At 55.4% G+C, this 26,275-nt stretch carries 18 protein-coding genes and 6 pseudogenes; 14 read left to right on the forward strand and 10 right to left on the reverse strand.

Features of this window, described 5'->3' with window-relative positions; genetic code table 11:
* The first annotated feature begins 133 nt into the window (after window positions 1-133).
* From ACK56M_RS14025 to ACK56M_RS14055, 7 genes and pseudogenes are all read left to right on the forward strand, one after another.
* Window positions 134-1,345, forward strand: coding sequence for a hypothetical protein (locus tag ACK56M_RS14025; RefSeq protein ID WP_064314810.1), 1,212 nt, complete (start codon window positions 134-136; stop codon window positions 1,343-1,345).
* On the forward strand, window positions 1,342-3,324 hold the full coding sequence (locus ACK56M_RS14030; protein ID WP_104148361.1) for a hypothetical protein: 1,983 nt from the start codon (window positions 1,342-1,344) through the stop codon (window positions 3,322-3,324). The genes ACK56M_RS14025 and ACK56M_RS14030 overlap by 4 nt, the downstream gene beginning before the upstream one ends.
* Window positions 3,311-7,084: a DEAD/DEAH box helicase family protein gene (locus tag ACK56M_RS14035; protein ID WP_102083946.1), complete on the forward strand. Its 3,774-nt coding sequence runs from the start codon at window positions 3,311-3,313 to the stop codon at window positions 7,082-7,084. Before ACK56M_RS14030 ends, ACK56M_RS14035 begins: the two co-directional genes overlap by 14 nt.
* 151 nt (window positions 7,085-7,235) lie before the next feature.
* Window positions 7,236-7,397: pseudogene (locus tag ACK56M_RS14040) on the forward strand (transposase domain-containing protein); the annotation flags it as partial.
* Window positions 7,398-7,808: 411 nt separating this feature from the next.
* Window positions 7,809-9,296, forward strand: coding sequence for a SulP family inorganic anion transporter (locus ACK56M_RS14045; RefSeq protein ID WP_009684101.1), 1,488 nt, complete (start codon window positions 7,809-7,811; stop codon window positions 9,294-9,296).
* An 11-nt stretch (window positions 9,297-9,307) separates the two neighbouring features.
* Entirely contained in the window at window positions 9,308-10,159 is an 852-nt protein-coding gene (locus ACK56M_RS14050; RefSeq protein ID WP_012316922.1) for a universal stress protein, read from the forward strand.
* 92 nt (window positions 10,160-10,251) lie between these two features.
* Complete coding sequence (locus ACK56M_RS14055; RefSeq protein WP_009684099.1) at window positions 10,252-10,785, forward strand: NUDIX hydrolase; 534 nt, start codon at window positions 10,252-10,254, stop codon at window positions 10,783-10,785.
* Between the two features lie 33 nt (window positions 10,786-10,818).
* Here ACK56M_RS14055 and tnpC read toward each other — a convergent pair whose 3' ends face one another.
* From tnpC to tnpA, 3 genes are all read right to left on the reverse strand, one after another.
* The gene (tnpC, locus tag ACK56M_RS14060) at window positions 10,819-12,354 is read right to left on the reverse strand and encodes an IS66 family transposase (protein WP_009684098.1); all 1,536 of its coding nucleotides are present in this window, start codon (window positions 12,352-12,354) and stop codon (window positions 10,819-10,821) included.
* A 61-nt stretch (window positions 12,355-12,415) separates the two neighbouring features.
* Window positions 12,416-12,751 (reverse strand): IS66 family insertion sequence element accessory protein TnpB, encoded by a 336-nt coding sequence (tnpB, locus tag ACK56M_RS14065; protein WP_009684097.1) that lies wholly within the window; start codon window positions 12,749-12,751, stop codon window positions 12,416-12,418.
* On the reverse strand, window positions 12,748-13,080 hold the full coding sequence (gene tnpA / locus ACK56M_RS14070; protein WP_009684096.1) for an IS66-like element accessory protein TnpA: 333 nt from the start codon (window positions 13,078-13,080) through the stop codon (window positions 12,748-12,750). The genes tnpB and tnpA overlap by 4 nt, the downstream gene beginning before the upstream one ends.
* A gap of 213 nt (window positions 13,081-13,293) precedes the next feature.
* On the opposite strand from tnpA, the gene ACK56M_RS14075 reads away from it, so the two are divergent.
* On the forward strand, window positions 13,294-13,800 hold the full coding sequence (locus ACK56M_RS14075) for an AAA family ATPase (protein ID WP_102083945.1): 507 nt from the start codon (window positions 13,294-13,296) through the stop codon (window positions 13,798-13,800).
* 368 nt (window positions 13,801-14,168) lie between these two features.
* On the opposite strand, the gene ACK56M_RS14080 is transcribed toward ACK56M_RS14075, so the two are convergent.
* A complete protein-coding gene (locus tag ACK56M_RS14080; RefSeq protein ID WP_054890481.1) occupies window positions 14,169-14,648 on the reverse strand; it encodes a helix-turn-helix domain-containing protein in 480 nt (159 codons plus the stop codon).
* Window positions 14,649-15,018: 370 nt separating this feature from the next.
* Between ACK56M_RS14080 and ACK56M_RS14085 the strand changes: the two are divergent.
* The 3 pseudogenes from ACK56M_RS14085 to ACK56M_RS14095 form a co-directional block, all read left to right on the forward strand.
* Window positions 15,019-15,983 (forward strand): annotated as a pseudogene (locus ACK56M_RS14085) (IS66 family transposase); the annotation flags it as partial.
* A gap of 576 nt (window positions 15,984-16,559) precedes the next feature.
* Window positions 16,560-18,221, forward strand: a pseudogene (gene ltrA, locus ACK56M_RS14090) (group II intron reverse transcriptase/maturase).
* A gap of 104 nt (window positions 18,222-18,325) precedes the next feature.
* Window positions 18,326-18,547 (forward strand): annotated as a pseudogene (locus ACK56M_RS14095) (transposase domain-containing protein); the annotation flags it as partial.
* A 35-nt stretch (window positions 18,548-18,582) separates the two neighbouring features.
* On the opposite strand, the gene ACK56M_RS14100 reads toward ACK56M_RS14095, so the two are convergent.
* From ACK56M_RS14100 to ACK56M_RS14115, 4 genes are read right to left on the reverse strand one after another with little or no spacing between them, the layout of a single operon-like run.
* Complete coding sequence (locus ACK56M_RS14100) at window positions 18,583-19,386, reverse strand: HD domain-containing protein (RefSeq protein WP_054890478.1); 804 nt, start codon at window positions 19,384-19,386, stop codon at window positions 18,583-18,585.
* Between the two features lie 35 nt (window positions 19,387-19,421).
* Window positions 19,422-19,922 carry a GreA/GreB family elongation factor gene (locus ACK56M_RS14105; RefSeq protein WP_054890477.1) on the reverse strand — a complete coding sequence of 167 codons (501 nt, stop codon included), beginning with the start codon at window positions 19,920-19,922 and terminating at the stop codon, window positions 19,422-19,424.
* 3 nt (window positions 19,923-19,925) lie between these two features.
* Window positions 19,926-20,501: a hypothetical protein gene (locus tag ACK56M_RS14110; RefSeq protein ID WP_054890476.1), complete on the reverse strand. Its 576-nt coding sequence runs from the start codon at window positions 20,499-20,501 to the stop codon at window positions 19,926-19,928.
* 2 nt (window positions 20,502-20,503) lie between these two features.
* A complete protein-coding gene (locus tag ACK56M_RS14115) occupies window positions 20,504-22,354 on the reverse strand; it encodes a hypothetical protein (protein ID WP_137138311.1) in 1,851 nt (616 codons plus the stop codon).
* 72 nt (window positions 22,355-22,426) lie between these two features.
* Here ACK56M_RS14115 and ACK56M_RS14120 point away from each other — a divergent pair, with 72 nt between their 5' ends.
* Entirely contained in the window at window positions 22,427-23,299 is an 873-nt protein-coding gene (locus tag ACK56M_RS14120; RefSeq protein WP_064314783.1) for a WYL domain-containing protein, read from the forward strand.
* Window positions 23,299-24,303 (forward strand): hypothetical protein, encoded by a 1,005-nt coding sequence (locus ACK56M_RS14125; RefSeq protein ID WP_054890472.1) that lies wholly within the window; start codon window positions 23,299-23,301, stop codon window positions 24,301-24,303. The genes ACK56M_RS14120 and ACK56M_RS14125 overlap by 1 nt, the downstream gene beginning before the upstream one ends.
* A gap of 56 nt (window positions 24,304-24,359) precedes the next feature.
* Here the strand turns inward: ACK56M_RS14125 and ACK56M_RS14130 are convergent.
* Window positions 24,360-25,110, reverse strand: a pseudogene (locus ACK56M_RS14130) (IS3 family transposase); the annotation flags it as partial.
* Between ACK56M_RS14130 and ACK56M_RS14135 the strand changes: the two are divergent.
* A pseudogene (locus tag ACK56M_RS14135) lies at window positions 25,103-25,375 on the forward strand (transposase domain-containing protein); the annotation flags it as partial. The pseudogenes ACK56M_RS14130 and ACK56M_RS14135 overlap by 8 nt on opposite strands.
* Before the next feature lie 202 nt (window positions 25,376-25,577).
* Here the strand turns inward: ACK56M_RS14135 and ACK56M_RS14140 are convergent.
* Window positions 25,578-26,255, reverse strand: a complete 678-nt coding sequence (locus ACK56M_RS14140; RefSeq protein ID WP_137138310.1) for a hypothetical protein — start codon at window positions 26,253-26,255, stop codon at window positions 25,578-25,580.
* Between the last annotated feature and the right edge of the window lie 20 nt (window positions 26,256-26,275).

A 26,275-nucleotide genomic window follows, 5' to 3' on the forward strand; every position in this document is an offset into this window, starting at 1 on the left:
AAGGACTTTGCCCCATCTCAGACATAAAGACGCGGTACAAGACGGAGTGTCTGCCCTTGTTGATTTGCCGGCTTAATATGGGCAGATTGACATCATGTACGTGGCTACATCGGCCATGCTTGGGAAAAATCAAATGCTTACAGTGCTGTCACTCATGGATGAGCGCTCACGGCCCAAGGGGTCGCGAGACCCTTTGGGGATTGAGGCAATCTGGAGCTATATCGGGCGTAAGGTGGTCGGCAACCTTACCACTGTCACGAGCAACCTCGATAACTTCATGGTCAGTTTGCTATGCTGTGCACAGGCAAACGCTTCAACAGATCAACTCGAACAGATCCAAACGAAATTTCTGCGTGCTGAACAGCTAGCGGCATATCTGCGCCTTGCTGTTGGGAATGAAAACTTTCTGGGCATCACTCGGGCAAAGGCCAATTTCAAGAACGGCCAACTGTCTCTTGGCAAGGCTGAGTCGGCACAGATCCTGAGCAACCAGCTGAGTTACGGCCTATGGGGGTTGTACTCGACAGCCATGCAGGTAGCAGGTCTGATCTCGGGGGCAGAGCGACGGTTGACTGACCAGGGGCGGGCACTCGTAACCGAGATGGTTCTGTGCTTGGGTGAAGATCAATGGAACGCCTTCAATTCCCTTGCTCAACATAGTCAACTCAGCGTGTCTGATCTCGATGTCCTTGCTACTGCGTTTCATCGCATGCTTCGAGACAGACAACTGCGCCGCACGGTGGTGCAGGCACTGCTCAACTGGCAATCAGCAAAACCATTGCAGATGGAGCTGTACAGCAGAGCAACGGATTACCTCAGCCATTTCAATGGCGAGATCAGTGTTCCGGTTTTCTGTAGGTGGCTGAGCGACTCCTCGAAAACGAGTGGTGATCTGCGAGAAACAATCCTTCAGATTCAGTCCCTAGAGCCAATGCTTGTGCTTGCGGGCACACTCATGGACTGGTTACAGGGCCAGAAAGGCTCTGACCGTGCGGCTCTACTGGATATTCTTCAGCCACGCCTGGATGAAGGCTTGGGGTTCACTAATGTCTGGCAGGCAGTAGCAAAGCTTCCGCATCGAGCATTCCTGATGCGGCTTTTCGAGGCAGCTAACGCGCCTGATGCTGATGCCCTGATCAACTGCGTGTTGGAGCAAAACAAGCTAGTCATGCAGCAGCGGGGCGGAGCTGCGTGGCTTGAATGGCAGGGTGATGTCTTGAGAGTGCGCGTCGCCAATGATCGTGCATCTATCCCGGCATCCCTAAGTACGTACTGCCAAGGTACGTGGCGGAATACCTATTTCATTGGCTCGTTTCTACAGATTGCCAGGCAGGCCGTGCAATGAAGGCCATGACCATAAGTGAAGCTTTCCGCGCAACCATTGGCGAGCGGGAGGTCATGCAGGCATTCTTCAGCACGTACAGCTTTGAGCCAGATTTTTTTGAGCTCGAAGTCCTACCCCTACTATTGGGAAGTCCAGCCCTTTCCAGCAACGAAACTATCCGTTACTACCAGTTGCAGAGCCTGATGCGCAAACACACTGGGCGCTTGGCAGTTGTGTACGACCTGGACGTATTTGATCCCCAGCTGGCGCCTCGACTTGAGGTTGACTACTTGCCGATGCGAGTAGGAGGTGCCTGCCAACATGCCAAACTCATGGTGCTTGTCGTTCGTGAACGCAAATCCGAGCAACTGAGCATCGTTTTAGGGGCTGGCTCTTTCAATCTGACCAAGGCGGGCTGGTGGGAAAATCTTGAGGTCGGCCATTGGGTCGAACTGAGCCAAGGCTTTGCCCCCAGCAACATCCATAAGCCATTGCTGGATGCGCTGCATTTCTTCCAGGCTCAGACACCTGCGCCTGTGCTGGAGGCCATCCTTGATGTGGCGCGATCCTTCGAGTCCACTGCTGCCGACCCCAGCTGTGCTTTCTACTTCTCAAGTAGTGGCGAAGGGCGAACTCAATTCGACGCATTCATCATCGAGCAGACCAACGCTGATGCGCCGCTAGAAGTGATCAGTCCGTTCTTTGCTGCCGAAGGTGACAATCAGGTCATCATAAACCTACTCAAGCGCCACCCATCAACCACTGTGCTGTTACCACTAGATGAGCATGGTCAGGCTTTGGTTGATCGAGAGTCGGTTTACGAGGCTTTATCCAACGAGACGATCAGTTGGGGGCGCTGGACTGAATCCATTCGCAAGAATCACCTCGACCCTAAAGCCGGTCACCGAAAGCTCCATGCCAAAATCTACCAGTCTCTGGGGAGCGATCCTTGGGCATTCGTGGGCTCAGTTAACCTGAGTTTCAAAGCCTTTCGCCAAAATGTGGAAGCCGGCTTCTTACTTCGTGGGCATGCAACAAAGTGCTTGCTCGCGCCACTTCAGGCACCACCAGACAAGTTTAAGGTAGAGCCTGAGGCCCAAAGTCAGAGCAACCTTAGCAGCGAGGAAATGCCAGCCATCCATGCGCTGTTTGACTGGCAGAGCGAAACCCTTCATCTGACGACCGCTAAACCGGGCTCGCTCACATTACTCAGCAGTGCATTGGACGTATTACTCGACGTACGGCTCAATGCCCAGGAAGACCAAGCTATTCCAGCCTCACAGCTGAAGCAGCACCTTCAAGGATCATCACTGATCCAGGCGCGCTGGCACTCGGATGGAAAGCATGCCATCGGCACGATATTGATCTCGCAACGTAATCTCTTCTGTAGGCCGACTCATCTGCCCCCTCTGGACTTGCAGGCACTGCTCAGGATTTTCATAGGCATGCATGAGGCGCGTCGCCTGGAGCTATTTGGTGACTTGGCTGTCCGGCTGCTTCATGCCAGTCAAGAGGAGGGCCTTAAGGATGAGTTTCTACCTGAGCTCACGTCTGAGGGATCCTATGAGAGCTTCTTCTCCGAATTTTCCCAGGTTAACGGGGCATTTTGGGAGCTCGCAGGCCGCTTACAAAAAGCTGAGCAGGGCGGTGACACACAGACCTTGACGTACTACCTGCGCGGCCAACAACCTGATTCCTTAAGGAAGTTGCTTGAGACCATTACTAAGCCCCCCGGCAAGCAGTCTCCATCGTTGATCGTACGTTACCTGACGTTACTGAGCGTTTCTGATCTACTGAAGCGCTTTAACAAGCATGCGGATGCGTCATTGCTCGAAGATGCAGAAACAGCACTCCTGACCTTGGAGCAGGGAGAGCTTCTGCCTCAGCTCGACGAAGAAAAGGGCGAACAATTTTTACGCTGGTTTAAAGCCAAGTTTTTTGAGCCTGTTGCGACGATGACGCGCCCAAGCAGGGAAGGGGATTGCTTTGCAAAGGATTAACCAAGCCACGGCTGCGAGCCTGATTGATTTTTCTGCTGGCAAGCAAGAACTAGAGCAACTTGCAGTGCAGCAGCTTGAAGGGACTGTCGCCCTGCATAATCGACTGGCAGATCACCGGGTAGCCTACCTTGCTGATGAGGTCGGCATGGGTAAAACATATATCGCCCTGGGAGTAGCTGCGTTGATGAGGCGCTTTAACCCCTCATTACGCGTGCTTTACCTATTGCCCAAGAACAATGTACGCGACAAATGGGTCAAGGACTACAGGAGCTTCGTCGAGTACAACTATGTCCCACGTGACCTTTCGGTAAAGGGGCTCGGCAACCAACCCGTTGCACCTTATCTAGTATGCCTTGGTTTACCGGAGCTGATTCAGGCCGTTGCTACCAGCAGTAACCGTGACTACTTCATCTGTACGTCAGCATTCAGTTTTGCGCTGGGCAATACCGTCGCTGACCTAAGAGCATCATTGAGTCAGTTCGCTCGACTGCTGCCACAACACATGGAGGCAGCCAACAAGCTGCGGGCTGAACTCCACGATGGGTTATCGGGATCTGAGTTTTCAAAGCTGAAGAACAAAGTGAAAGCTGCTTGGGCAAAGGCCTTAAACGACATCCTTCCACGCTTCGATCTTGTCGTAGTCGATGAAGCACACAACCTGAAGAAGGGGCGAGACACCAGTGACCGCAACCAGTTGCTAGCCATGCTTCTGGGTGCTGACTCAGAACACACCAATCGCGTTGGGCGGTTGCTATTGCTGTCGGCTACACCGTTCGACCGGCAACTGAATCACCTACACAATCAACTGAACCTTTTCGGCCTTTCCCGTGAAGCAGCTTTACCCTCCGGCAACGACTGTACCTCTGACTCGGCCCAAGCAGCATTGGGGAGGCTAATCGTCCGCCGACTCAATGCCATTGAGTTAGGTGGCAAGATCCACACCCGCAACATGTACCGCCAAGAGCATCGAACTGGTACGGCTGCTGAAGTACAGATGACCATTGAGCAGCACCTTTTTGCTGCCCTGATGCAGAAGAAGGTCAGTGAGTACTTGCAGGAGAACTGCGCAGGACGCTTTGAGCTTGGCATGCTGGCCTCGTTCGAAAGCTACCTGCCAGGCGAAAAAAACAAAGCCATTGAGTTCGATGGCCAGGATGACCAGCCGATTGAAGGCAATAAACGTGATGCTCAAGATCGTCATGTGGTTGAAAGCCTGATCGACGATTTCAATCAGGAGTTCAAGACCACCCCACCACACCCCAAGATGGACTGGGTGGCAGATAAGACGCATGAGCTTAGCTTCGGGAAGGGCAAGAAGCAGCTGATATTCGTACGTCGGGTCAGGAGTGTTTCTGAGCTCAAGTTCAAGCTGGAACGTGCTTATGATGCATGGCTGGGGGACTACATACGAAGTGACTCTGCTGTCGCCCACTGGTTTGACAAGTACAGCGCCCAGGTTCGTGATCGAAACCAGGCATTAACTGATGAGGTTGGCGAGGACGGGGAGGCCAGGGCTAGTAGCGAGAATTTCTTCACCTGGTTCTACAGGGGTAAAAATGCCGAGCTGGAGCTAGGTGCAGAGCAACTGATGCAATTGCCATTCAACTTCAGGAATGCCTTGGCGCAGAACAGCTACATGTTCGAGCCAAACTGGGCCACGCTGGAAGGCATGCCAAGCGTGGCTGACTGCCAAATTCAATGGCAGGAATGGATTCACAGCAATGGAAAGACAAAGCCCACACCGCAGCTGCGTTTCCGTTTAGCGCAGTATGCCTATCTCAAGACGGTTCAAGCGCAAGGCGGGGTTCAGGCCAAAATTGCAGCTGGACGCATTCTGTCGACCGCATTTGAAGGCTTCAAAGCAGAGGTTGACCTGGCAGACTTGACCGCTCTCCATGCTGAACTGGAGCGCAAAACATTCTGGGACGTAACGCACTCTTTATCGGAGCTGGCCAGCATAGCGCCTGCCTGGAGTAATGAGACTTTCCAGCTATTAGCAACCCAGGATGAGCTGGTCGCAGAACGTGCCGTACGCCGGATTCTGACGCATACCGAGTTATTGGCTGTGGCGTGTCGAGTCGACCATCCATTCATTGATCTCTACTCATTGCGCAGCGCACGCAGAGGGGACACCGAGACGGATGCCGACAGCAATTTGATCACCGGCTTTGTCGAGCTACTCATGAAACAACGTAGCTCCGGTGCAGGCTTCAGCTCCTTTCAAATCCTGTATGACCTTGCTTGTAACTTAGACCTGCTCATCAAGCTCAACTTTGCCGATGCGTACCATACCTCGGCAGACAAGCTGACCCGCTACCTAACAGCCCAGCTCAATCCGTTGTCACCAGTCAGCGGGGCTACAGGTGAGAACAGCACCAACCGCTCACCCTTGGCCCGAAAATTCAGAATGCCTGGCTACCCACGCGTTTTGATCTCAACGGATGTCTTTCAGGAAGGAGAGGATCTCCACACCTTCTGCGACAGCATCCAGCACTACGGTATCTCAGCCAGCCCAATAGCCTTGGAGCAAAAGGTAGGTCGGGTTGACCGCATTGCATCCATGGCACATCGACGCATGGGGAGTGCCGGTGAGCTATATGGACAGCACTTCATCCAGGTGGGCTATCCCCATATTCGAGAGAGCCTTGAGTTTTTCCAGGTGCGGCAGGCCGCAGCTAACTTGAATGCCTTTCAGCGCTCACTCCATAGGCTTGGGGATGGCAGCGCGACCTTCCAGCAAAGCATTGACATGCGCGAACAACTGGCTAAGTCGAGCGCCATTGAACCCCAAATCACCGAGCCGCTTGAGAGCCTTTTTAAGATCAGTACGGAGGATCTAATTGGTGAGGACTTCCGCTCTTTGCTCCAAACAGAACAGGGTGGGGTGGTTCGCCGGTTAGCTCATGTCCGCAGTCAGGTCGAGCACTGCCTGAGCCAGTTGCTTGACGATTCGACCACGCCAGTACGTCTGCAAGAGACAACCAATGGGTGGGGTTGGGATGGCAATGGGGCGGCGCCTGTTGCTTTCCAAGTGCGCAGCGCCAAGGGGCTAGCCAGGCTTCTGATATCGGCAACATCCCTTGCAGCTATTGATTGCTCGTACAGCGAATTGCACGCGTCCAGTCGAGTGAACTGGCTACGTGAATTGCAAAAAGCCCCGCTGGTTCGTTTGCAATGGGACAGCTATGACTCTGCCACTGGGGCGGCGAAGCTCAAACGCAACACAGAGGTCTATGCGGGCGGTGAAGAGGTGCTGATCAGCATCGAAGTGGATGACATCTACCAGCGAGTATTGGGGGCTGTAGCTGAAAATGACTCTCCCAGTCAACAATGGGATGGGATTCGGCAAAAGGTCAAAGCACTTTGCAAGGTAAATGGTCGAGTCAGCATCTACGAAGAGGCCGATAGCCGTCTTTTGTTTACTTTCCATCACGAAGGCCGAAAGCAGCCGGTCGACTGGTGCCTGAGCGGCTCGCATGTGGTTTTCTCTTCAGTCGTGCTCGATAAGCATAAAACCTTGGCACTCGCACAGGTGGATAAATCCATCGCAGGCTGCCCTCTGATAACACACACGCTGAGGCGTAATCTGGCGTTCGATTTGGTGGATTTTCACATTGATGAGCATGGCCAGTTGGCAGTGAGGGCATGTCATCCGATAGCCCATCTGAATAACGAGGAGCTTGAATTTATCGCTTGCTCTGTAGCTTCCGAGGCGGATCGTTTGGAACAGATCCTGTTGGGGTTAGTTGGCAGTGACTGAAGCAGTTAGTCAGTCTAGGGCAGTGATGGCTTCAAAACCTTGGTAGCTTATGGGTACTAACACGCGAGGCGGGCAGCATGAGCCGTGTGCTGGGAAACTCGCATGCACGGTTCTTAGGGGGTTGGACGCGGGTAACCGCGTCTGACTACCCGACAATCAGATCAGGCCATGGGCGCTTGGACGTTCCAACTGGTTGTTTGCCGGGTCGCTTCGCAGCGGTAAACGGGCGGCGGCGATCATGAGTTTGATCCAATCGGCGCGTATGAATGGGCATGATCCGTATGCTTATTTGAAGGATGTTCGTAACCGTCTGGCCAACTCACCCCTCAGCACACAGACCAGCTCGGACAAGAACGGGTGGAAAACAAAGCCTTGCCCGCAGGTATACCCATTGAATAAGCCTGTATCTGACGTAGGTCATGCAGAGCCTGCCAGCGGGTCGCAATCGACGATGGCTTCATTGTATACTTCGGCTCCGCATACCCCTTGAGCTACAGGAACATCAGCATGACTGTACTCCAAACGATCTACTGGCAGCCTACGCCGCCTTAGCGCTACGCCCCCTCGCAACAACCTGCTTCCGCTAGCCTCGCTCGCGGGTGCTCACTGCTGTACGCCTGGTTTTACACCTTAAGCACACAGCAAAAAATCCTCAAAATTTGAATTTGTATCGATTCGCTCGCCACTCCCTTGGCGTGCGCGATGCTTTGCCTTGGATATTTATATGCTGCAAAAACTTAGACAAACGTGGTTTTCCAACGTCCGTGCCGACGTGCTCGCGGGGCTGGTGGTCGCACTCGCGCTGATCCCGGAAGCCATCGCCTTTTCCATCATCGCCGGGGTAGATCCCAAAGTCGGTCTCTACGCCTCCTTCTGTATCTGTGCTGTCATCGCCTTTGTCGGCGGGCGCCCCGGAATGATCTCGGCGGCGACAGGCGCCATGGCACTGCTGATGGTTACGCTGGTAAAAGAGCATGGACTCCAGTACCTGCTGGCCGCGACGCTACTATGTGGCGTACTTCAAATCCTTGCCGGCTACCTGAAGCTCGGCTCGTTGATGCGCTTTGTTTCACGCTCGGTAGTCACCGGCTTCGTAAACGCATTAGCGATTCTGATTTTTATGGCGCAATTGCCTGAGCTGACCAATGTCACCTGGCATGTCTATGCCATGACCGCTGCGGGCCTGGGAATCATCTACCTGTTCCCGTATGTACCGAAAATCGGCAAGGTGATTCCCTCTCCATTGGTGTGCATTCTGACGCTGACTGCCATCGCCATTTACCTCGGTTTGGATATCCGCACCGTCGGTGACATGGGCCAACTGCCTGATACGCTCCCGATCTTCCTCTGGCCTGAAGTTCCGCTGAATTTTGAAACCCTGCGCATCATTTTCCCGTACTCGGCTGCGTTGGCAGTAGTGGGTCTACTCGAATCAATGATGACCGCGACCATCGTCGACGACCTTACCGACACCACCAGCAACAAAAACCGCGAGTGCAAAGGCCAGGGTGTGGCCAACATCGCTGCCGGCATGCTTGGCGGCATGGCAGGTTGCGCCATGATCGGCCAGTCGATCATCAACGTGAAATCTGGTGGCCGCACCCGTCTCTCGACATTGTGTGCCGGCGTTTTCCTGCTGCTGATGGTGGTATTTCTTGGCGAGTGGCTCTCCAAAATCCCTATGGCGGCACTCGTGGCTGTGATGATCATGGTGTCCATCGGCACCTTTAGCTGGGATTCCTTGCGTAATCTGAAAGAGCATCCGCTGTCGACCAACCTCGTCATGGTGGCGACCGTCGTGGTCGTCGTGGCCACTCACAATCTGGCTTACGGCGTACTGGTAGGTGTGCTGCTGGCCTCCCTGTTCTTCGCAAACAAGGTCGGGCACTACCTGGATATCAAGAGCACTCTTGAAGAGACGAAATCGCATCGGACTTACCGCGTCGTGGGCCAGGTGTTCTTTAGCTCTGCGGACAAGTTCACTGAGGTTTTTGACTTCAAGGAGGCGCTCAACAAGGTCACCATCGATCTCACACAGGCGCATTTCTGGGATATCACCGCCGTCGCAGCGCTGGATAAGGTCGTGATCAAGTTCCGACGCGAAGGCGCTGAGGTTGAAGTGCTCGGTCTCAATGAAGCCAGCGCGACAATCGTTGACCGCTTCGGCGTGCATGACAAACCCGGTGCCATCGACAAGCTCATGAGCCACTAAGGAGAACGACAATGACCCGCGTAATGGCATGCATTGATAACTCACAATCCTCATTGGCGGTCTGCGATTACGCAGCATGGGCCTCGCAACGACTCAGCGCTCCCCTGACCTTGCTTCATGTGCTGGATAAGGAGAAATATCCTGCATCCGCTGACCTCAGCGGCAATATCGGTCTCGGTAGCAGAGAACATCTGCTGGAAGAGTTGGCCATGCTGGATGCGCAGCGGGCAAAACTGGCGTTGGAGCATGGGCAGCACATGCTTGAAAAAGCTCGCGAGCGAACAGTTCACTCTGGCGCCATGTCACCTGATATGAAGCAGCGCCATGGCCATCTCGTCGAGAGCCTGAGCGATCTCCAAGACGATATTCGGTTACTGGTGATTGGAAGAGTCGGTGAGGACAGCACGCGCAGTGCCCAAAGTCTTGGCAGCCAGATTGAAGCGATAGTCCGAACTATCCACCGCCCCACCCTGATTACAACCAGCCATTTCAGGAAACCTGAAACGGTCATGGTGGCATTTGACGGCAGCGCAACAGGCCACAAGACCTTACAGATGCTTGCTTCAAGCCCGCTGTGCGAAGGCCTGCCAATTCATATCGTCATGGTTGGAACGGATTCTGAAGACAACCAGAACGCGCTGGAGAAGGCACGAACCACGCTTGCGTCTTCCGGCTCGCTGGTGCATTCCGAGATCCGCCCAGGCGAAGTAGAGTCCACACTGCATGCGTATCAGGCAGAGCACGGCATTGACCTCTTGGTCATGGGGGCGTACGGGCACTCACGCATCAGGCAGTTTCTGATAGGCAGCACGACCACGACGATGCTGCGTACATCCACTGTACCCTTATTGCTGCTTCGCTGAGCCAGTTCCACTGGCCACAGTATTTCCAGAACTGAGGAAATACCGTGGCCACCCTGGACGATGACTAACTGATCTTGCCGCTACGAGACCACATGCAACTCATAACTGAAATTGTTCACCCCGAGCTGAAATCCAAGCAGGGCAGAGTATTCCGTCGACATGCAGCTCGCGGCATCGTGATGCGGGGTGAACAGATCCTGTTGCTGTTCACCGAGCGCTATAACGATTTCAGCTTTCCTGGAGGCGGCCTTGATGGTGACGAGGACATTGTCGCAGGCCTGAAGCGTGAGCTTGAGGAAGAGACTGGTGCTCGTGAAATACAGGTGCTCCAGCACTACGGTTACATCGAGGAGTACCGGCCCTACCAAAAGCCACAGTACGATCTGATGCACATGACCTCGCATTTTTATCAATGCGAAGTAGCGCCCCAGCTAGAGCCGGTGAGAATGGAAAGCCACGAAATCGCTAATGGTATGCGGCCTGTCTGGATCAACCTGCATGAAGCCATCGCACACAATGAAGCCGTCATGCAGCGTCACGAGTCTTCGATGGGGCAGTCAATTCTGCGCGAAACCTACATGCTGAGAAAAGTCGCTTCCGAATTGTTGATGCCAATCAGCCTTTGAGCTGACTATTTGGCGAAGTCCACTTAGCCTGCCTCAGGCAAGCATCCAATGCTGCGGGAGTAATTGCGTGATTTCGCTCGCCCGCTGTGTCGGAAGCCGCATCAGTACATCCTTGAGATAGGCATACGGATCGTGCCCATTCATACGCGCCGACTGGATCAGGCTCATGATTGCCGCCGCCCTTTTTCCACTGCGCAGCGACCCGGCAAATAACCAGTTCGAGCGCCCAAGCGCCCACGGCCGGATCAAATTCTCGATCTGGTTATTGTCGATGGGCACAGCACCATCTTCCAGGTAGCGCGTCAGCGCTACCCAGCGTTTAAGGCTGTAATCCAGGGCCTTGGCCGTGGCCGAACCCTCGGGCACAAGTTCGCGTTGGGCCAACATCCACTCATGCAGTTTTTCAGCGATGGGCACCGCTGTTTCCTGACGTAATCGCCAGCGGGCTTCGTCGCTCATTTCCTTGGCGTGTCGCTCGACTTCATACAACCCGCCAATCGAGTGAAGCGCCTGCTCCGCCAACTGGCTTTTATTGGCTGCATGCAGGTCGAAGAATTTGCGGCGTGCATGGGCCATGCAGCCGATTTCGGTGATGCCCAGCTCGAAGCTGGCCTTGTAGCCGGCGAAGTCATCGCAGACCAGCTTACCGTTCCACGTGCCCAGGAAGTTACGCGCATGTTCGCCGGCACGGCTGGGGCTGAAGTCGTAGACCACGGCCTTTAGGGCCGAGAAAGGCGTGGTGCTATAGGCCCACACGTAAGCGCGGTGGGTTTTCTTTTCGCCTGGTGCGAGCATCTGAACCGGGGTCTCATCGGCGTGGATCACGCCCTGGGCCAACACATGCTCACGCAGCGCATCGACCAGAGGCTGGAGCTGCACACCGGTCTGTCCGATCCATTGCGCCAGTGTCGAACGGGCGATGGGCAGTCCGGCCCGACCAAAAATCTTCTCCTGCCGGTACAGCGGTAAATGGTCGGCGAACTTCGCCACCATCACGTGGGCCAAAAGGCCTGCGGTCGGGATGCCCTTGTCGATCACTTGGGCCGGTACAGGCGCCTGGATCAGTGTTTCACACTGACGGCACGTCCATTTTCCACGCACATGCCGCTCAACTGTGAACACGCCCGGAGTGTAATCGAGCTTCTCGCTGACGTCTTCGCCGATTCGCTGAAGCTGGCAGCCGCACACGCACTGAGTATTCTCTGGTTCGTGACGGATCACGGTTCGCGGAAACTGCGGCGGCAGTGGTGCACGCTTGGGCTTATGACGTGGCTCGGCCGGTGCGGCCGGCGGATTGGCTGCCTTCAGCTCGGCTTCGATAGCTGCGATATCGGTATCGAGCAGATCATCAAGCAGACTGCCTTGGTCGGGGCTCAGTTGCTCGCTGCGCTTGGCGAACTTGTGTCGCTTGAGGATGGCGATTTCATGAGCCAGTTGCTCGTTGACCGTTTCGAGGCGTTGGATTTTCTGGCTCATGGAGTCGACCTGGGACAGCAACTGCATAGCCTGTTCGGCCAAGCCGCGCAGCTGTTCCGGTGTCATCTGGTCGAGATTGGGCGAGGAAGTCATGCCGCTGATTGTGTCAGAGCAGGTCGTCAACAGCGATAAACCGATGGGCTAATGGCAGGGGCTAAAGCACTGTGATCGCGCTGCCTGCGCCGACCCGCTGCCACGGCAAACCCAGTACCAAGGCTTGAAGTTGCTCGTTATCGAGTTCGACTTCCGATCCGTGACGGATGCCGGGCCAATGAAACTTGCCTTGGTTCAATCGTCGCGCTGCCAGCCAAATGCCCACACCGTCATGCACCAAGACTTTCATTCGGTTGGCACGGCGATTAGCGAAGAGGTATGCGCAGTGCGGCTTCGCCACACCGAACACCGCGATCACCCTGGCCAGCGCGGTCTCGGTACCGGCGCGCATGTCCATAGGCTCGGTGGCAAGCCAGATGGCATCGATCCGAATCATTCCAACAGGTCTCGCAGAAAGGTGGCACAGGCGACAGCGCTTTCGGTCGGCCAGTTCACTTTGACGGTGCCACGCGGGTGCTGGATTTCAATGCAGATACTTGATGAAGCTGCCTGCGAATGTCCTCCGGCTAGCGGCAAGGGCACTGGAATGAAAGCAGGTTGCAGCGCCATAGTTTTGTTCGTGAGTACCCTAATCCATTTATGTACGAGGTTCGCGTTAAGGCTGTGCTTCTGCGCGACGCTGGCAATCGATGCGCCGGGCTGGGCGCACTCTTGGACAACTTGGGCCTTGAAGGATTTTGAATAGGAACGGCGTTGTGACTGCATGGAAAGACCCGCTTAAAAGGCTAGAAATGGTGTCCACTTAAATTAGGTGGACACCATCGCCTTTGGCGTCGGGGTCAGGAAGGTGAGTTGGCCGGACGGTTACGGATGTTCTCACGCGGCTGCCGACACAGCGGGCGAGTAAAATCGACCAGTTGCTGCTGCATAACTGGCAGCCGCCTAAACTGGGTTAAGACACTAACCTAAGGACATAGAATGCTCATTGTCTTCAGCGGCCTTCCAGGTACCGGAAAAACGACTATCGCAAGTGACCTTGCCACCAGAACAGGTGCCGTGTATCTGCGGATCGATACGATTGAGCAAGCTATTCGAGACTCCGGTGCTCTTGCACAAGACGTAGGGCGGAGCGGTTACATGGTCGCCAATGAGCTTGCTCTGAGCAATCTTCGTTTTGGCAGCACGGTCATAGTTGACTGTGTTAACCCAGTAATCGAAAGCCGAAAGGCTTGGAGCGATATCGCCACACGCTCTGGTGCTCCATTAGTGAATATCCAAGTGCTCTGCTCTGATAAGCATGAACATCAGCGCCGGGTAGAAACCAGAAAGATTGATATTCCTGGGCTGACTCCACCAACCTGGCAGTCTGTACTGGATCATGAATACGAGGCGTGGGAAAGCGCTCCGTTTAATATAGACACAGCCCTGACGTCTCCGGAACAGGCGGTGGCGATGATCACCGAACGATTTTTATCCAAGGCGTAGCGCCAGCTAAAGTCGCAAGGTGTGATTAGCAAACGCTTACAGTTGGCCGAACAGGCACTGCACTCAATTGGCGGTTTGTACGAGGTCAAATGCCAAGCGCGGCACATGCCGCCTTGCCGATGCCCTGAGTGGAATCGGAGAACTGGTGGTAAGCGCTTGATTCTGAGGGAGGCGCGGAGGGAAGACCGTTGGGTTTGGGGCTGATTGAGTAGTTGACTGAATTCTCCCCGCGTTCGCGGAGGGGCTTGACGTCTCAGGCACTGGCGTAGATACCAGGGACGCTGCAGGAAGCCTGCCCCCCCAGAGATACCTGGGCCCCGTTGGACTCCCTCCAGGGCCTCTCTGTTGGTGGTGCAGGGATACGCCGCTCAGTAATGTCCAAGAGCTCTTAGCCCCGCACTAACCTTATCCTGCTTGGGTTCTACCGTAGTCGATGAAGGAGTCTTGATTTCGAGTCCGTGCGCATCTTTGACCCTCTGCACGGTGGACTTGGCGCAATTCACCTCTTTTGCGGTGCGTCGAATAGTCTTACCGCTATTAAGGCACTCCAGAATCCTCTGGTGTAAAAGCTTATTTGGCTGCCTGCCTTTGTACTTACCTAGCGCTTTGGCCCGTGCAATTCCCAGGGCTATTCGCTCTAGCTTCTCTTGCCTCCTGCTGTTCGCCACTGCCACCACTATTTCCCGATACAGGGCTGCACACATATCTCGCACCTCAATACCGGCAACCGCGACCGCTTGCTCTGCCGCCTCCTGAATCTCTCTGGGGAACTCCTCGATCTGATTATCAACCATCTTCACGACCTCGCTTGCTCCGGTGTGTAGTTTCTGTAGCGTTATCTCAGCCATCCGAGCGCTCAATGGGCGCCAAGCAGCTAGATACTTATAGAGTGTAGGCAACAGGAGGCTTGGCCATCCCATCCGCCATCAATTTCTTTGTAGTCGCTACTACTACCGGGTTTAGCGCCGTGCGGCCCTTGTACTGTATCCGTCCGGCCAACACATCTTCCTGCCGCAACCGCGGAAGGCGATGGTGTCCACCTAATTTTAGTGGACACCATTTCTGGCCCATCATGCCTTGATACTGGGGCTGCCTTGGCAAAGAGTTGGCCCTGGAAACGCCATTTCCATCCTCTAAGCCAAGTCATGCCCCATCCGGCAGTGCAATTGTCCGATCAGTCTGTCGTCCTGTTTACGCTGATCTGGCAAGATCGGCGGCATGACTTCGATCCCCGACCTCGACCAACTGAACCCGAACAACTGCGCGCTCTGGCGGCGCAGTTGCTACAACGTGTCTCGGCGCTCGACGAGCAAGTCGAGACGATGGGCAAGACCGTTCAGGTCATGGACAAGAAGATCCATCACGACAAAACGCTGATCGAAAAACTCAGCCACGAGATCGCCCAGCTCAAGCGCTTCAAGTTCGCCAAGCGTAGCGAGCAAATGAGCCCTGAGCAGGCCAGCTTGCTCGATGACCTTATCGATACCGATATCGCCGCCATCGAAGCGGAACTGGAGTCGCTGCGGGTCACTCCGGCACCCGGCCAAGAAAAGCAGAAGCCTAAACGTCGTGCCTTACCGCCCGAGTTTCCCCGCACGCTGATTCATCATGAACCGGACAATACCGATTGCACTTGTGGCTGCGCACTCAAACGTATCGGTGAAGATGTCAGCGAGAAGCTTGATTACACACCGGGCGTATTCACCGTGGAGCGCCATATTCGTGGCAAGTGGGTCTGCGACAGTTGCGAAACGCTGATCCAGGCCCCGGTGCCGGCGCAGGTGATCGACAAGGGCATCCCGACTGCTGGTTTGTTGGCCCACGTCATGATTGCGAAGTTCGCCGACCATCGTGTGTCACGAACACATGCGCGCCGCAAGTTCTTTGACTTGCATGCGGCGAACAAGAGTCAGTTGGCCGAGCAGGCGCTTCTAACGATTGGTGCGCTCTACGAGGTCGAACGGCAGGCCAAGGACATGCGCGAAGAAGACCGCCGGCGAATACGTCAGCGGGATGCGGTTCCCATCGCTGAAAAACTGCATGACTGGATGCTGACCCAGCGCGAGCTGGTGCCCGAAGGCTCGGCCATCGCTAAGGCTCTCGATTACAGCCTGAAACGCTGGATAGCGCTGACGCGCTACCTGGACGACGGTGCCTTGCCCATCGACAACAACCACGTCGAGGTGCGACACGAAGTCGCTTACAGAAGTTGTTCCCCTTGGAGGGAACCACCCGTGTCACCGGGTGAATCTAGAAGGCTGAATCAAGAGCGCCTTCGACAATGGAACGAGGCACCGCAGGTGCGGGGTACTAATCGTGAGAGGCGTACCCTTCTGGCAGCCATAGCCGGACAAGTGCTAGATAGTCGGTATGGTGAACACATGTGAATCTGCGCAACGATCGTTAAGTTGAACGAGCGGAAATGGCTTACACGCTCGAACCAAAACGGTAATGGGGGTGGGAATTGCGTCTTTCGACTACGCACTCGTGACCCACATGCCTCCCGGTCGATAGCAGGCACCTAACCCGACGCACTTCAGTAGGCGGAACGTGGAAATCCCGTATCGCTCCCGTCAGGGAAAGCCGTTTGTAAAAACTGCCCATGGCGGTGCGGGCGAAGGAACGAGGAAAAAGCGAACGCCGTCCTGTAATGGGTTGGATAGAGGTTGAAATATCACTTCACGCGAAAGCGGGCAGACGTCCTCATGGTCTCTCTTCACACGAGAGTAGGTAGAACCCTTTCAACGGAAGGAGAGCAAATGAACGCAGCAGCATTGGCGTGTGCACCTTCCGGCACGTCGTGGGACTGCATCGATTGGATCGCCGTACAACGTCGTGTCAGAGGGCTGTAAGCGCGTATTGTGAAGGCTGTACAAGATGGCAGACATAACAAGGTGAAAGCCCTGCAATGGCTGCTGACTCACTCGTTCAGCGGCAAGGCATTTGCCGTGAAACGGGTGTCTGAAAACAAAGGCAAAAATACCCCCGGCGTGGACAAGGTTACTAGGAATACGCCTAGGGCCAAGCTCGGCGCGATAGAGTCGTTGACGCGGCGAGGTTACTCGTCGCTCCCGCTTCGGAGAGTCCTCATTCCGAAGAAAAACGGCAAGACTAGACCTCTCGGAATTCCCGCGATGAAATGCCGGGCCATGCAGGCGCTTCATTTACTGGCTCTGGAACCAATAGCGGAAACCACCGCCGATCCGAACTCTTATGGATTCAGGCCAGAACGTTCAACTGCGGATGCCGCCGCACAGTGTTTTGGTGTGCTGTCACGAAAAGCAAACGCGGAGTGGGTGTTAGAGGGCGACATTGAAGGCTGTTTCGACAATATCAGCCATGACTGGTTGATCGCCAACATCCCCATGGATAAGGCGATTTTGCAGAAATGGCTCCGGGCTGGTCATGTCTACCAAAAACAGCTATTCCCCAGCCACGCCGGAACCCCGCAGGGAGGCATCATATCCCCGGTGTTGGCGAACATGACGCTGGATGGGTTGGAAGCGATGCTGGCGAAGAGATTTCCCAACGCGAAGTGGACAGCCCGAAAAATGCGCGTGGTGCGTTATGCAGATGATTTCATTATCACTGGTTGTTCGAAAGAATGGCTGGAGAATGAAGTCAGGCCCGCCGTGGTTGAATTTCTGGCGGAGCGCGGTCTCGTTCTCTCTCCGGAAAAAACCAAGATAACGCACATAGGGGACGGGTTCGACTTCCTCGGATGGAACTTGCGTAAGTACAACGGCAAGCTCCTGATCAAGCCGTCCAAGGCGAACATCGGGGCTCTCCTTGCCAAGCTGCGAGAGTTGATCAAGACCAACAAAACGATACGACAGGCTAACTTGATAGGTTTGCTCAACCCGGTTCTACGGGGCTGGGCGAACTATCACAGTCATGTCGTCGCCAAGAAGGTCTTCAACCAGGTGGACAGCGCAGTGTGGGAAATGCTTTGGCGATGGGCGGTACGTCGCCACCCTCGCAAGACACGTCGATGGGTGAAGGATCGGTATTTCAAAGTACAAGGGGCGCGCCGTTGGGTGTTCTCGTGTACTGAAAAATCCGCCGATGGTCGGAAGCGTCAGTACACGCTAGTAGACGCCTCAGACACACCGATTGTGCGACATATCAAGATTAAGGCCTCTGCCAACCCTCACGACCCTGTGTGGGATGAGTACTTCGAGTCCCGCTGGGGCAAGAAGATGCTCACTTCCGTTAAAGGTCGAGCCAAGCTGTATCGGGTATGGGTGCAACAGGGCGGCAGGTGCTGCGCCTGCTTCAAGCCGGTGACCAAAGACACACCGTGGCACAGTCGCCATATTGTGAAGCTAGGTCATGGCGGGACGAACGCTGCGGCTAATCTTGAGATTTACCACCTGCGTTGCCCACGAGATGTGCAATTTGCCAATGTCGACGATGTATAACCGGGTGCCCAATGGCGCCTTAGCAGAGGCTTGAGCCGTGTGCTGGGAAACTCGCATGCACGGTTCTTAGGGGGTTGGACGCGGGTAACCGCGTCTGACTACCCGACAACCAAATACGACCGTGGGCACTTGGACGTGCCAATTGGTTGTTTGCTGGGTCACTGCGCAGTGGCAAGCGCGCGGCGGCGATCATGAGCTTGATCCAGTCGGCGCGCATGAGTGGGCATGATCCGTATGCCTATCTCAAGGACGTGCTGAAGCGCCTGCCGACGCAGCGGGCTAGCGAGATCGAGGCCTTATTGCCGCATCAGTGGACGCCTGCTTAACGAGCGCAAGGTGTGTTCGCGGTTCGCTTACTTCTTTAAGTCCCGCTGGTAGTGAAAACCGAGGTGTAGGCCGTTTTGACGCGAGTAACCGCTGTGTCTTGGTACATAGAGTATTTTTCTTTACGGAACCACGCAGAGTAAAACTGAGCGTCCTTGACGAAATTCATCTCATTGAGGCAAAACTCTTCGAAGCTTAGGCTTGGATTGCCTTCCAGAAATTCTTCATACATGTTGATGTACAAGTCATCAAACCAGGTCGGCTCGAGAATCTGCAGCAGATCCGCATCACGAAGGATGGCCTGGTATTCATTCAAAGGCTCACGTTTGAACGGGTATTGGGTGCTCTGCAAGGTTTCCAGTAGAAATGGGACATCCAGGGCTACCGATCGATCGCCTTTGCTCAAGATGCCAGCATCCATCAGGAAGCGATGGGCGATCATAATCGAGCGCGACACATTCACAATGTCTGGTTCTTTTACACCGGTGTGCCCGATGTCGTGGAACGCTGCGGCAAGGATCGTCGAGTTGACCTCCTTTTGCTGAGCCTCGGAAAGGCCAAGCAGATCGGCCCTCAAAAAATAGCGCAAGCCTTGAATGACGCCATCGACCACGCAGCAGGTGTGATACCAGTCATGGTAAGGACGCCTGAGGCTGTTTTCCTCGAAGCACTGATGGATGCGGTCGAACAGACCCTGCGAGTCGACGCCATTGAGCTTTACCATCTCGGAGAATGCTTGCCTGGTGGTGACATGCTTCAAGATGCGGCTGGCTTCAGGATCAGGGCAGATGAGTTTGTAGCCGAGCTGCTTTTTGACTCCTGTAATGAGTTGCATGTCCATGTCGTGTTCCTTTGAGGATGAGCACCAAGAGTTGGCTATTCCAGGTGAGGGCTAAGCTTGATCGAAAGGATTTCATAACGGATCTGCTTGCCTCGCATGGGAAGCTCAACCTCGTCACCTACGGTCTTGTGAAGCAGCCGCTCTCCGACCGGAGAGAGATAAGAGACGATCCCTTTATGAGGATCTCCTTCCTCGTAACCCAAGATGGAGTGCGTGCGCGTCTGGCCGTCCTCCGATTCCATCTGGACTTCCACGCCGGGTAGAACCTCGTGAAAATCTTGGTTCTGGATGTGCTCGGAATCATTGATCAGGCGGGCAGAGCGAATGACGTTTTCCAGCTCCGCAATTTTGTTCGGTAGCTCGTAGGTTACCTTGGTGCGCAGCTGCATGAACTCAGGGTTTTCCCTAAGATCATTATCCAGGCTTGCTGAATGACCCATGGCGCGGGTGGATTTCTCCAAGTCATCGACCAGATCCTTCTGCCTGTTGGCTAGGTTCAACAAGCCCTTGCGGGTAACGTAGTAAGCGGTAGACATGTCTTAATTCAACCAAGGTAGACGGGAGGCCGCGATCTTCAGCGCATCTTGCAGGTCGTTGGTGCTGTTGTCGACAATGCAGAGGTGCTCGGCCAGGCGTTGGAACTCGGTGAGGAAGCGATTGCGGATGCTGTTGTCATCCAGAACCTTGTCTAGATCGCTTTTGCCACGAACAGTGATTCGATCCTGGCGAACAGACTCGTCGATGTTGATGAAGATGGTGGCGTCCGGTTCATGGATGTCGTAACCCATGCCTTTGTACACCAGATCAACGTCCATGCCGGCGACGCGGTGAGAAACTACGGTGTCGATCAGGTAGCGAACGCAGTAAACGTTGTGGGTCTTGAGCTTCTCTTTGATTCGCTCAGAGGCGTAGGCGACTGCCGCCAAGTAGAACAGGAAGTGGGCAGACTGCGAGCGGTCTCTCACTTCACTGTCGAACAGCTCTCGGGTTTCGCCGAAGGGGCCATCTGGGGTCTTGAAAAGAAAGCCCTTGGGGTCGAGCTTGCAAAGCTGTTCCGCCAGGCTCGAGGTGCCGGAGCCGTCAAGTCCAGTGATGACGACGAGTTTTCCAACCATGCTTAAACTCCTGTTGTGTGACCAGGGATCACGGGGAAGCTGAGTGCATCCCGAATAGTGATCCGCTCGATAGTTTCAGTTTTCAGGAAGAACCGTTCCTTGGATTGCCCCGCTTCGGTGGCTGTCATCGCCAGATCCAGTCGCTCGACCAGGATCGAAGGGGTGTCCTTGTAGGTGTTGCGTTCGCCACGTGCGCTGCTTGTCGAAGATGCTCCAAGCACCGGCGCAACCGCCAGGCGCCAAGCCTCGCCCTCTTCGGCAAGCTCACCGGTGAGGCCGAAGGCGCGTTCATGGTTTGGGGTCAACGGCAAGTCAGGCCGTGAGGCGATAGCTTTGTATTCGTGATATGCACGCCCCAGATTACAGATGTGCCCGGTGTCCACGCTGAGGTCTTTGTCAAAGAAGGCCGTGGACGGATAGTTGGCGAGCTGCAGGACGCGCACGTAGCTTTTGAGCACCTCGACAACCTGCTCACGGATGTATGCCGCTGCGCGTGGGTCGCGACAGGTCAGCTCATTGGCCTGCTCATAGAGTGCTGTGATGATGTGCTCTACATCAGCCCAGGTCACATTCTGCCCTGTGGACTTCGCCTGAATAAGCAGGTTCAGCAGGTACCGCTCACCGTCGATATAGCCTGCCCCTGGGCGCCCATCGGTTTTAGGGTAGAAGTACTTGGCAGTAACCCCGTCGGGCCGGCGCTCCGCATCAACAGCGAAATATTCACCGTCTTCGTTCTGCAGCCGGTGAAGCAGGGCGTCGCGACACTGAATCGATGGTGGTAGCGAGTTAGCCAAAGACAGGTTGGTTATCAGCGCCAGCATGTCATCCTGAATGACCTGCTCGTGGCCGTAGATCAACCAGCAAGGCTCGCCTGGTTGCGAGAGCTCGGTACCGTGGCTTTTTGCATCGGTAATGCTGGCGAAGTCGAGGGCATGATGTGGTGACTTCTGTACAACCAGGTAGGGCCCTGCACGAAGTACACGACGCCCCTGAATCTCAGATACTTCGACTTCTGCTCGCACCACCAGCGGACGGAAGCGCAATTCTACGCAGGCACCTTTGCGCCCCTTACGCTTGGAGAGGAACGTGCTGCGGTAGGTGTCGAGCATAACCGCGATGTCTTGCTCGAAGTCGTCGCGTGATGCTGCTCCCACACGCTCGGCAGCTTGTGTCCAACCGTAGGTGTACGGCGAGAAGGACAGACGTAGGCCCGCGATGCCTGACATGAGGTTGCTGCTGATGCGTTCGTGCATCGCCTGGATCGTTGGATTGAGTCGGCTGTAGCCTACCGTTGCGATACGTACCTGTGCGCCAAGGTCTTCATGGAGCCACTGCACAAGATCGTCCAGGTGCGGGTAGGCGGCAGGATCGTTGTCCAGGTAGCAGTAGATAACGCCAGGGCGATCATTGCGCTTGTTTCCGATCAACCCGTGTTTGGGCATAACGAATCCCGGCGTGAACAGGCCGGCGCCGTCGAGAGGTTTTGCGCACACTTCGCCCTCTTCACGAGCCCAGGCGAGGGCTACCGTCTTCATGGCGGCCACGAGGTTGGCCAGATCACGGCGACTCATGTTCCACAGCGTCGTGCCGGCGCTTTGACTACAAAAGCTGCAGCGATTGAGACAACCAATCTGTGTCTGGAAATGTCGCATGTTCTGCAGCGATTCACGGGGAAGCGCCAGCAGCTGATCTACAAGCTCTTGTCGGCGATGTTGGTCTTCAGCCGACACGTTGAGCAAGGTTCCTTCGCTTTGCAGGACAGCCAGGGGCGGTACAATGCGATCCAGACCAGATTCCAAAGGGTCGAAAGGCCTACAAACGGCGGATTCGGCGGTTACACAAACATCGCCCATGGCTTCTAAATTCCTTTGAAGAGGTTGAATGCTCATAATGACTATTAGTATCATATGGCTATGAGTGAAGCCATGTCAAACAACCCTCTCGAAATTCTGGATTCCATTCGCAACGGCGCCGTGGTGCGCCAGCGCCTGCAATGGATTGAGGATCGCCTGTGGTGGGTTGGTGAGCTAAACCGCTCTGACCTCGTTCTTAGATTCGGAATTTCTCCGCCTCAAGCGACGAACGATTTCTCGCTCTACCAGAAACTCGCCCCCGAAAATCTCAGGTATGACCCAAGGAAAAAGCTTTACGTGGCCGGTGACGGGTTCGTGCCGATGTTCCCTAAGGATCACGAGCTGTGGCTGAAGGGAAACGCCACAGAAGACTCGACCCTCAAGAGCGTTGACATGGTCGGTATAACCTCGCTCAAGCGTGGGATAGATCCGGCATTGGTACGAAGCATCTCCATGGCTGCGAGGAACCACATCCCGCTACGCATCGTGTACCAGTCAATGAAGGCGTCAAATCCAGAAGAGCGTGTGGTTAGCCCTCATGCCATTGTTGAGACTGAAGTGCGTTGGCATGTCCGGGCCTGGGATGAAAAGCGCCAGGCGTTTTTGGATTTGGTGCCTTCGCGGATCATCAAGGTCAGTCCAGAGCCGACTTCGACCTGGGTGCCGCAGGAGCTCGATGAAGAGTGGAACCGGACGGTAGAGATCATCCTCGTCCCTTCAGCAAAGCTTTCTGAAAGCCAGCGCCGTATTGCGGAGGGTGATTACCACATGACCAATGGCAGAAGGGTGCTGCAGGTGCGCGCGTGCATGGCGTACTACCAGCTCTCAGCGATGTACTTGGTCGACGCGGTGCGTTACCACGAAGGGCAGCCTGAAGAACGTGATTTTGGAATCGCAGTGGAAAACTGGAAAGCGCTCCAACCGTTGGTAATGGAGATGAACTAATGGCGTTGACTTGGTCGGACTTGGCGATGATTCAAGAGCGGATGACGGACTCAGCGAAGATTCCATCAGCCTCCATTTTGGGATCAGCGCCAGCCTCGATATGGATTGCTTCTGGGCTCGCGAAAATCTCTGCAGCTTATGGTGCATCTCTGATTGAGCAATCTGTTGGAGCTCCAAGTCAGTTGATGTCAGCCATGGACTACTGCCGGAAGCCGCTTCTTCGATCACTCCCGGTACTGATCTCAATGAAGGGGCGGCATGAGGATGCCGTTAGTGTGGCTCAATCCATCGTGAATCGAGGCTCGCCAGCTTCTGCCCTGATCACAGGCGATGTCCAGGGGCCTGCTGCGCAGCTGCTAAACGCCGGTGTTCAGACATCGTGCATGGTCTCAGCAAGCTATCCGGCTCGAGATAGCCGTTTTGTGAATTGCGGCTCGATCTTCATGCTTTCGGCGTTGGCCTACCAGCTGAATAGGCAGGCCTTTGGCGATGATGTGATTGGCGCGGTCGACAAAGACGATTTGGCGCACGCGTTCTCACGAGCGGCGGAAGGCTCCCATGCAATTTCCCAGGGCATCGCCTCGACGGAATGCTGGGATCGCAAACAGCTCATCATCCTTGGGCAGGGCCTCGGTTCTGAGCTGACATTGCCATGGCAATCGATCTTCGCAGAGGCCGGGATCCTGACCTCCACATGCCTGGATCTCAAGGACTACACCCACGGCGATCACCTTGCTGCCGTACGATCTAACAATGCCATCTACCTGGTAATTCAACAGCCAGGTACTGAAGACATGGTGCAGATTTTTAGATCTAGATTTGGCACGAGGTTTCCGGTGTTGGTAGCACGACTGGAATCATCAGGGCCGACGAGGTTTTGGGAGAGTTTATTCTACTGCTGCAACGTGGCTGATGCGCTGACTGACCTACTTGGTTATGGTGATGAGCGCCCACCCAAGGATCCAACTGTCCATAGCTGGAGGGGGTGGGGGCGTCTGTGTTGAGGGGATGTTTCTAAGGAGCGGCGTTTTTCAAGGTAGTTGTCGCGTCGACCATCCAACTATGCCGCTTCTTTCGCGTACTGCTGCTCCCGATCAGGGTTCAGCAGTACGGTACCTATCGGCTCCCAGTTTCGTGTAGGCCCTGACCATCGCCCTGGGCTAGCCTGCCGGGCCTGCATATACAGCTCATGCCGCTGAGCGAGAATCTGTTGATCCTGGCCTCGGTGCCGTTCTGCCGGCGTGACGAAATGGATCCGGCTATGCCGATGCTCGTGGTTGTACCAGCGTATGAAGTCGCGTACCCAGGCCCTCGCCCGCATCCAGGCTGGCAAATCCCGTCTGTGGCCATTGCGGGCAGTATTTCAGTGTCCTGAACAGCGCCTCCGAGTACGGATTGTCGTTGCTCACCCGCGGTCGACCACGCGATGGCGTGATGCCCAGGTCGTACATTTTGCTCAGCAAGGTCGTCGATTTCATCGGTGCACCGTTGTCCGAGTGCAATACCAGCGGTTCGCGCAAGCATTGCTCGCTGATCACGCTGCGTTGCAACAGCGCCGCAGCCTTTGCGCCATCTTCATCCTCGTGGACTTCCCAGCCGACGCCTTTGCGGCTGTAGATGTCCTCGATCAGGTACAGGTAGTAATGCTTTCCCCGCACCGGCGACGGTAGGTACGTGATGTCCCACGACCACACCTGATTCGGCGCGTGCGCCGCATGGGTGGTTGGAGTGGCATGACGACCAGGTCGCTGGCTGCGGCCTCGACGCTGTTGTTGCCCTGCCGCGCGCAGCACCCGATAAAACGTCGAAGCGGGCCATTTGCCGATCGACAACAACCTGGCAGAGCGGGCAATAAAGCCGTTTGTCATCGGGCGCAAGGCTTGGCTGTTCAGTGACACGCCCCAGGGAGCCACGGCCAGCGCGCAGATCTACAGCCTGGTCGAAACCGCTAAGGTCAACGGCCAGGAACCCTATACATGGCTGCGCCACGTACTTGAGCGACTGCCACATGCGTCGTCAGTAGCAGACTACGAAGCGCTGCTGCCGTGGAACTGCTCGCCGGAGATGCCACGGTAAACCTGGCCCCCATCTGGTGGTAGGTGGGGTTCATGGATCGTATACCTTCCTTTTCTCTTCCTCGCTTCCTGTTGCGAGTGCTCGTTCGACGTCCTCCTGAAGACCGGTGATATCTACAGCGGTCAGTCCTAGTTCGGAGAGTCGAGCCTGAAGAGCCTGCCAGTTGCCAGTTTCGATGACAGCTGCTGACGTCTGACTGAAATCAGAGCTCGCGTTCCCGTGCGCACCAGGTACCAATAACGGCGTTTATGTTTAATCGGGGGCCCCGAAACGACCTCCGCGACGCCCAGTCATGCGGTTTATGGCCACCATGTCCCATAGGACTGGGTGACCAGCCTGGGCGGCTGTGGCATGCTGCGTAGTACGACACCGGCCCGAGGTTTTCGACACCATGCGCGATGACCGCACCGCTCGCCTCCAGCAGCTGCTGAGCCGGGAGCCGGCCTTTCCAGGGCAGCGCCCTGGGCTGCTGGGCTGGCTGGGCCAGTTGCTCGATGCCCACCCCGGCGCCGATGGCTACGACCAGGTCGAGCGCCTGCTGCAGTTCTTTCGCAATCTCACTTGCGCTCTTGCCTTCAGCTTTCATGGCTTTGATCTGTGCCGCTCGATCCATCGTTTTTTGCTGACGATTCTGCTCATATTGAGCACGCTCCAGAACACCTGAAGCACGGCGTTTTTCACGTTGACGGACAGTGTCGCGCTCGGTAGCCAACGCCGGTGTAATGATCGTACGCAGCTGCTGTTGCTCGGCGTCTGTAATGCCGAAGATGTCGATCAGCGTCTGGTTTTTTGGCGTGTACAGCGCAGGCCATGCGCGACCGCCAAACTCAATCGTTTGTCCGGAAGCGTAAGCCAGAGCTCTGTTGCGCAGCGTGCCCATTTCGTCGATCGAGAACTTCC

Origin of the sequence: Pseudomonas sp. s4 (assembly GCF_046764235.1) — a bacterium.
Classification (GTDB): Bacteria; Pseudomonadota; Gammaproteobacteria; order Pseudomonadales; family Pseudomonadaceae; genus Aquipseudomonas; species Aquipseudomonas asiatica.

Coding starts and splice junctions, on each gene's coding strand:
- ACK56M_RS14025 (WP_064314810.1), top strand. CDS start 134: ATGCTTACAGTGCTGTCACTCATGGATGAGCGCTCACGGCCCAAGGGG.
- ACK56M_RS14030 (WP_104148361.1), top strand. CDS start 1,342: ATGAAGGCCATGACCATAAGTGAAGCTTTCCGCGCAACCATTGGCGAG.
- ACK56M_RS14045 (WP_009684101.1), top strand. CDS start 7,809: ATGCTGCAAAAACTTAGACAAACGTGGTTTTCCAACGTCCGTGCCGAC.
- ACK56M_RS14050 (WP_012316922.1), top strand. CDS start 9,308: ATGACCCGCGTAATGGCATGCATTGATAACTCACAATCCTCATTGGCG.
- ACK56M_RS14055 (WP_009684099.1), top strand. CDS start 10,252: ATGCAACTCATAACTGAAATTGTTCACCCCGAGCTGAAATCCAAGCAG.
- tnpC (WP_009684098.1), bottom strand. CDS start 12,354: ATGACTTCCTCGCCCAATCTCGACCAGATGACACCGGAACAGCTGCGC.
- tnpB (WP_009684097.1), bottom strand. CDS start 12,751: ATGATTCGGATCGATGCCATCTGGCTTGCCACCGAGCCTATGGACATG.
- tnpA (WP_009684096.1), bottom strand. CDS start 13,080: ATGCAGTCACAACGCCGTTCCTATTCAAAATCCTTCAAGGCCCAAGTT.
- ACK56M_RS14075 (WP_102083945.1), top strand. CDS start 13,294: ATGCTCATTGTCTTCAGCGGCCTTCCAGGTACCGGAAAAACGACTATC.
- ACK56M_RS14080 (WP_054890481.1), bottom strand. CDS start 14,648: ATGGCTGAGATAACGCTACAGAAACTACACACCGGAGCAAGCGAGGTC.
- ACK56M_RS14100 (WP_054890478.1), bottom strand. CDS start 19,386: ATGGACATGCAACTCATTACAGGAGTCAAAAAGCAGCTCGGCTACAAA.
- ACK56M_RS14105 (WP_054890477.1), bottom strand. CDS start 19,922: ATGTCTACCGCTTACTACGTTACCCGCAAGGGCTTGTTGAACCTAGCC.
- ACK56M_RS14110 (WP_054890476.1), bottom strand. CDS start 20,501: ATGGTTGGAAAACTCGTCGTCATCACTGGACTTGACGGCTCCGGCACC.
- ACK56M_RS14115 (WP_137138311.1), bottom strand. CDS start 22,354: ATGGGCGATGTTTGTGTAACCGCCGAATCCGCCGTTTGTAGGCCTTTC.
- ACK56M_RS14120 (WP_064314783.1), top strand. CDS start 22,427: ATGTCAAACAACCCTCTCGAAATTCTGGATTCCATTCGCAACGGCGCC.
- ACK56M_RS14125 (WP_054890472.1), top strand. CDS start 23,299: ATGGCGTTGACTTGGTCGGACTTGGCGATGATTCAAGAGCGGATGACG.
- ACK56M_RS14140 (WP_137138310.1), bottom strand. CDS start 26,255: ATGGGCACGCTGCGCAACAGAGCTCTGGCTTACGCTTCCGGACAAACG.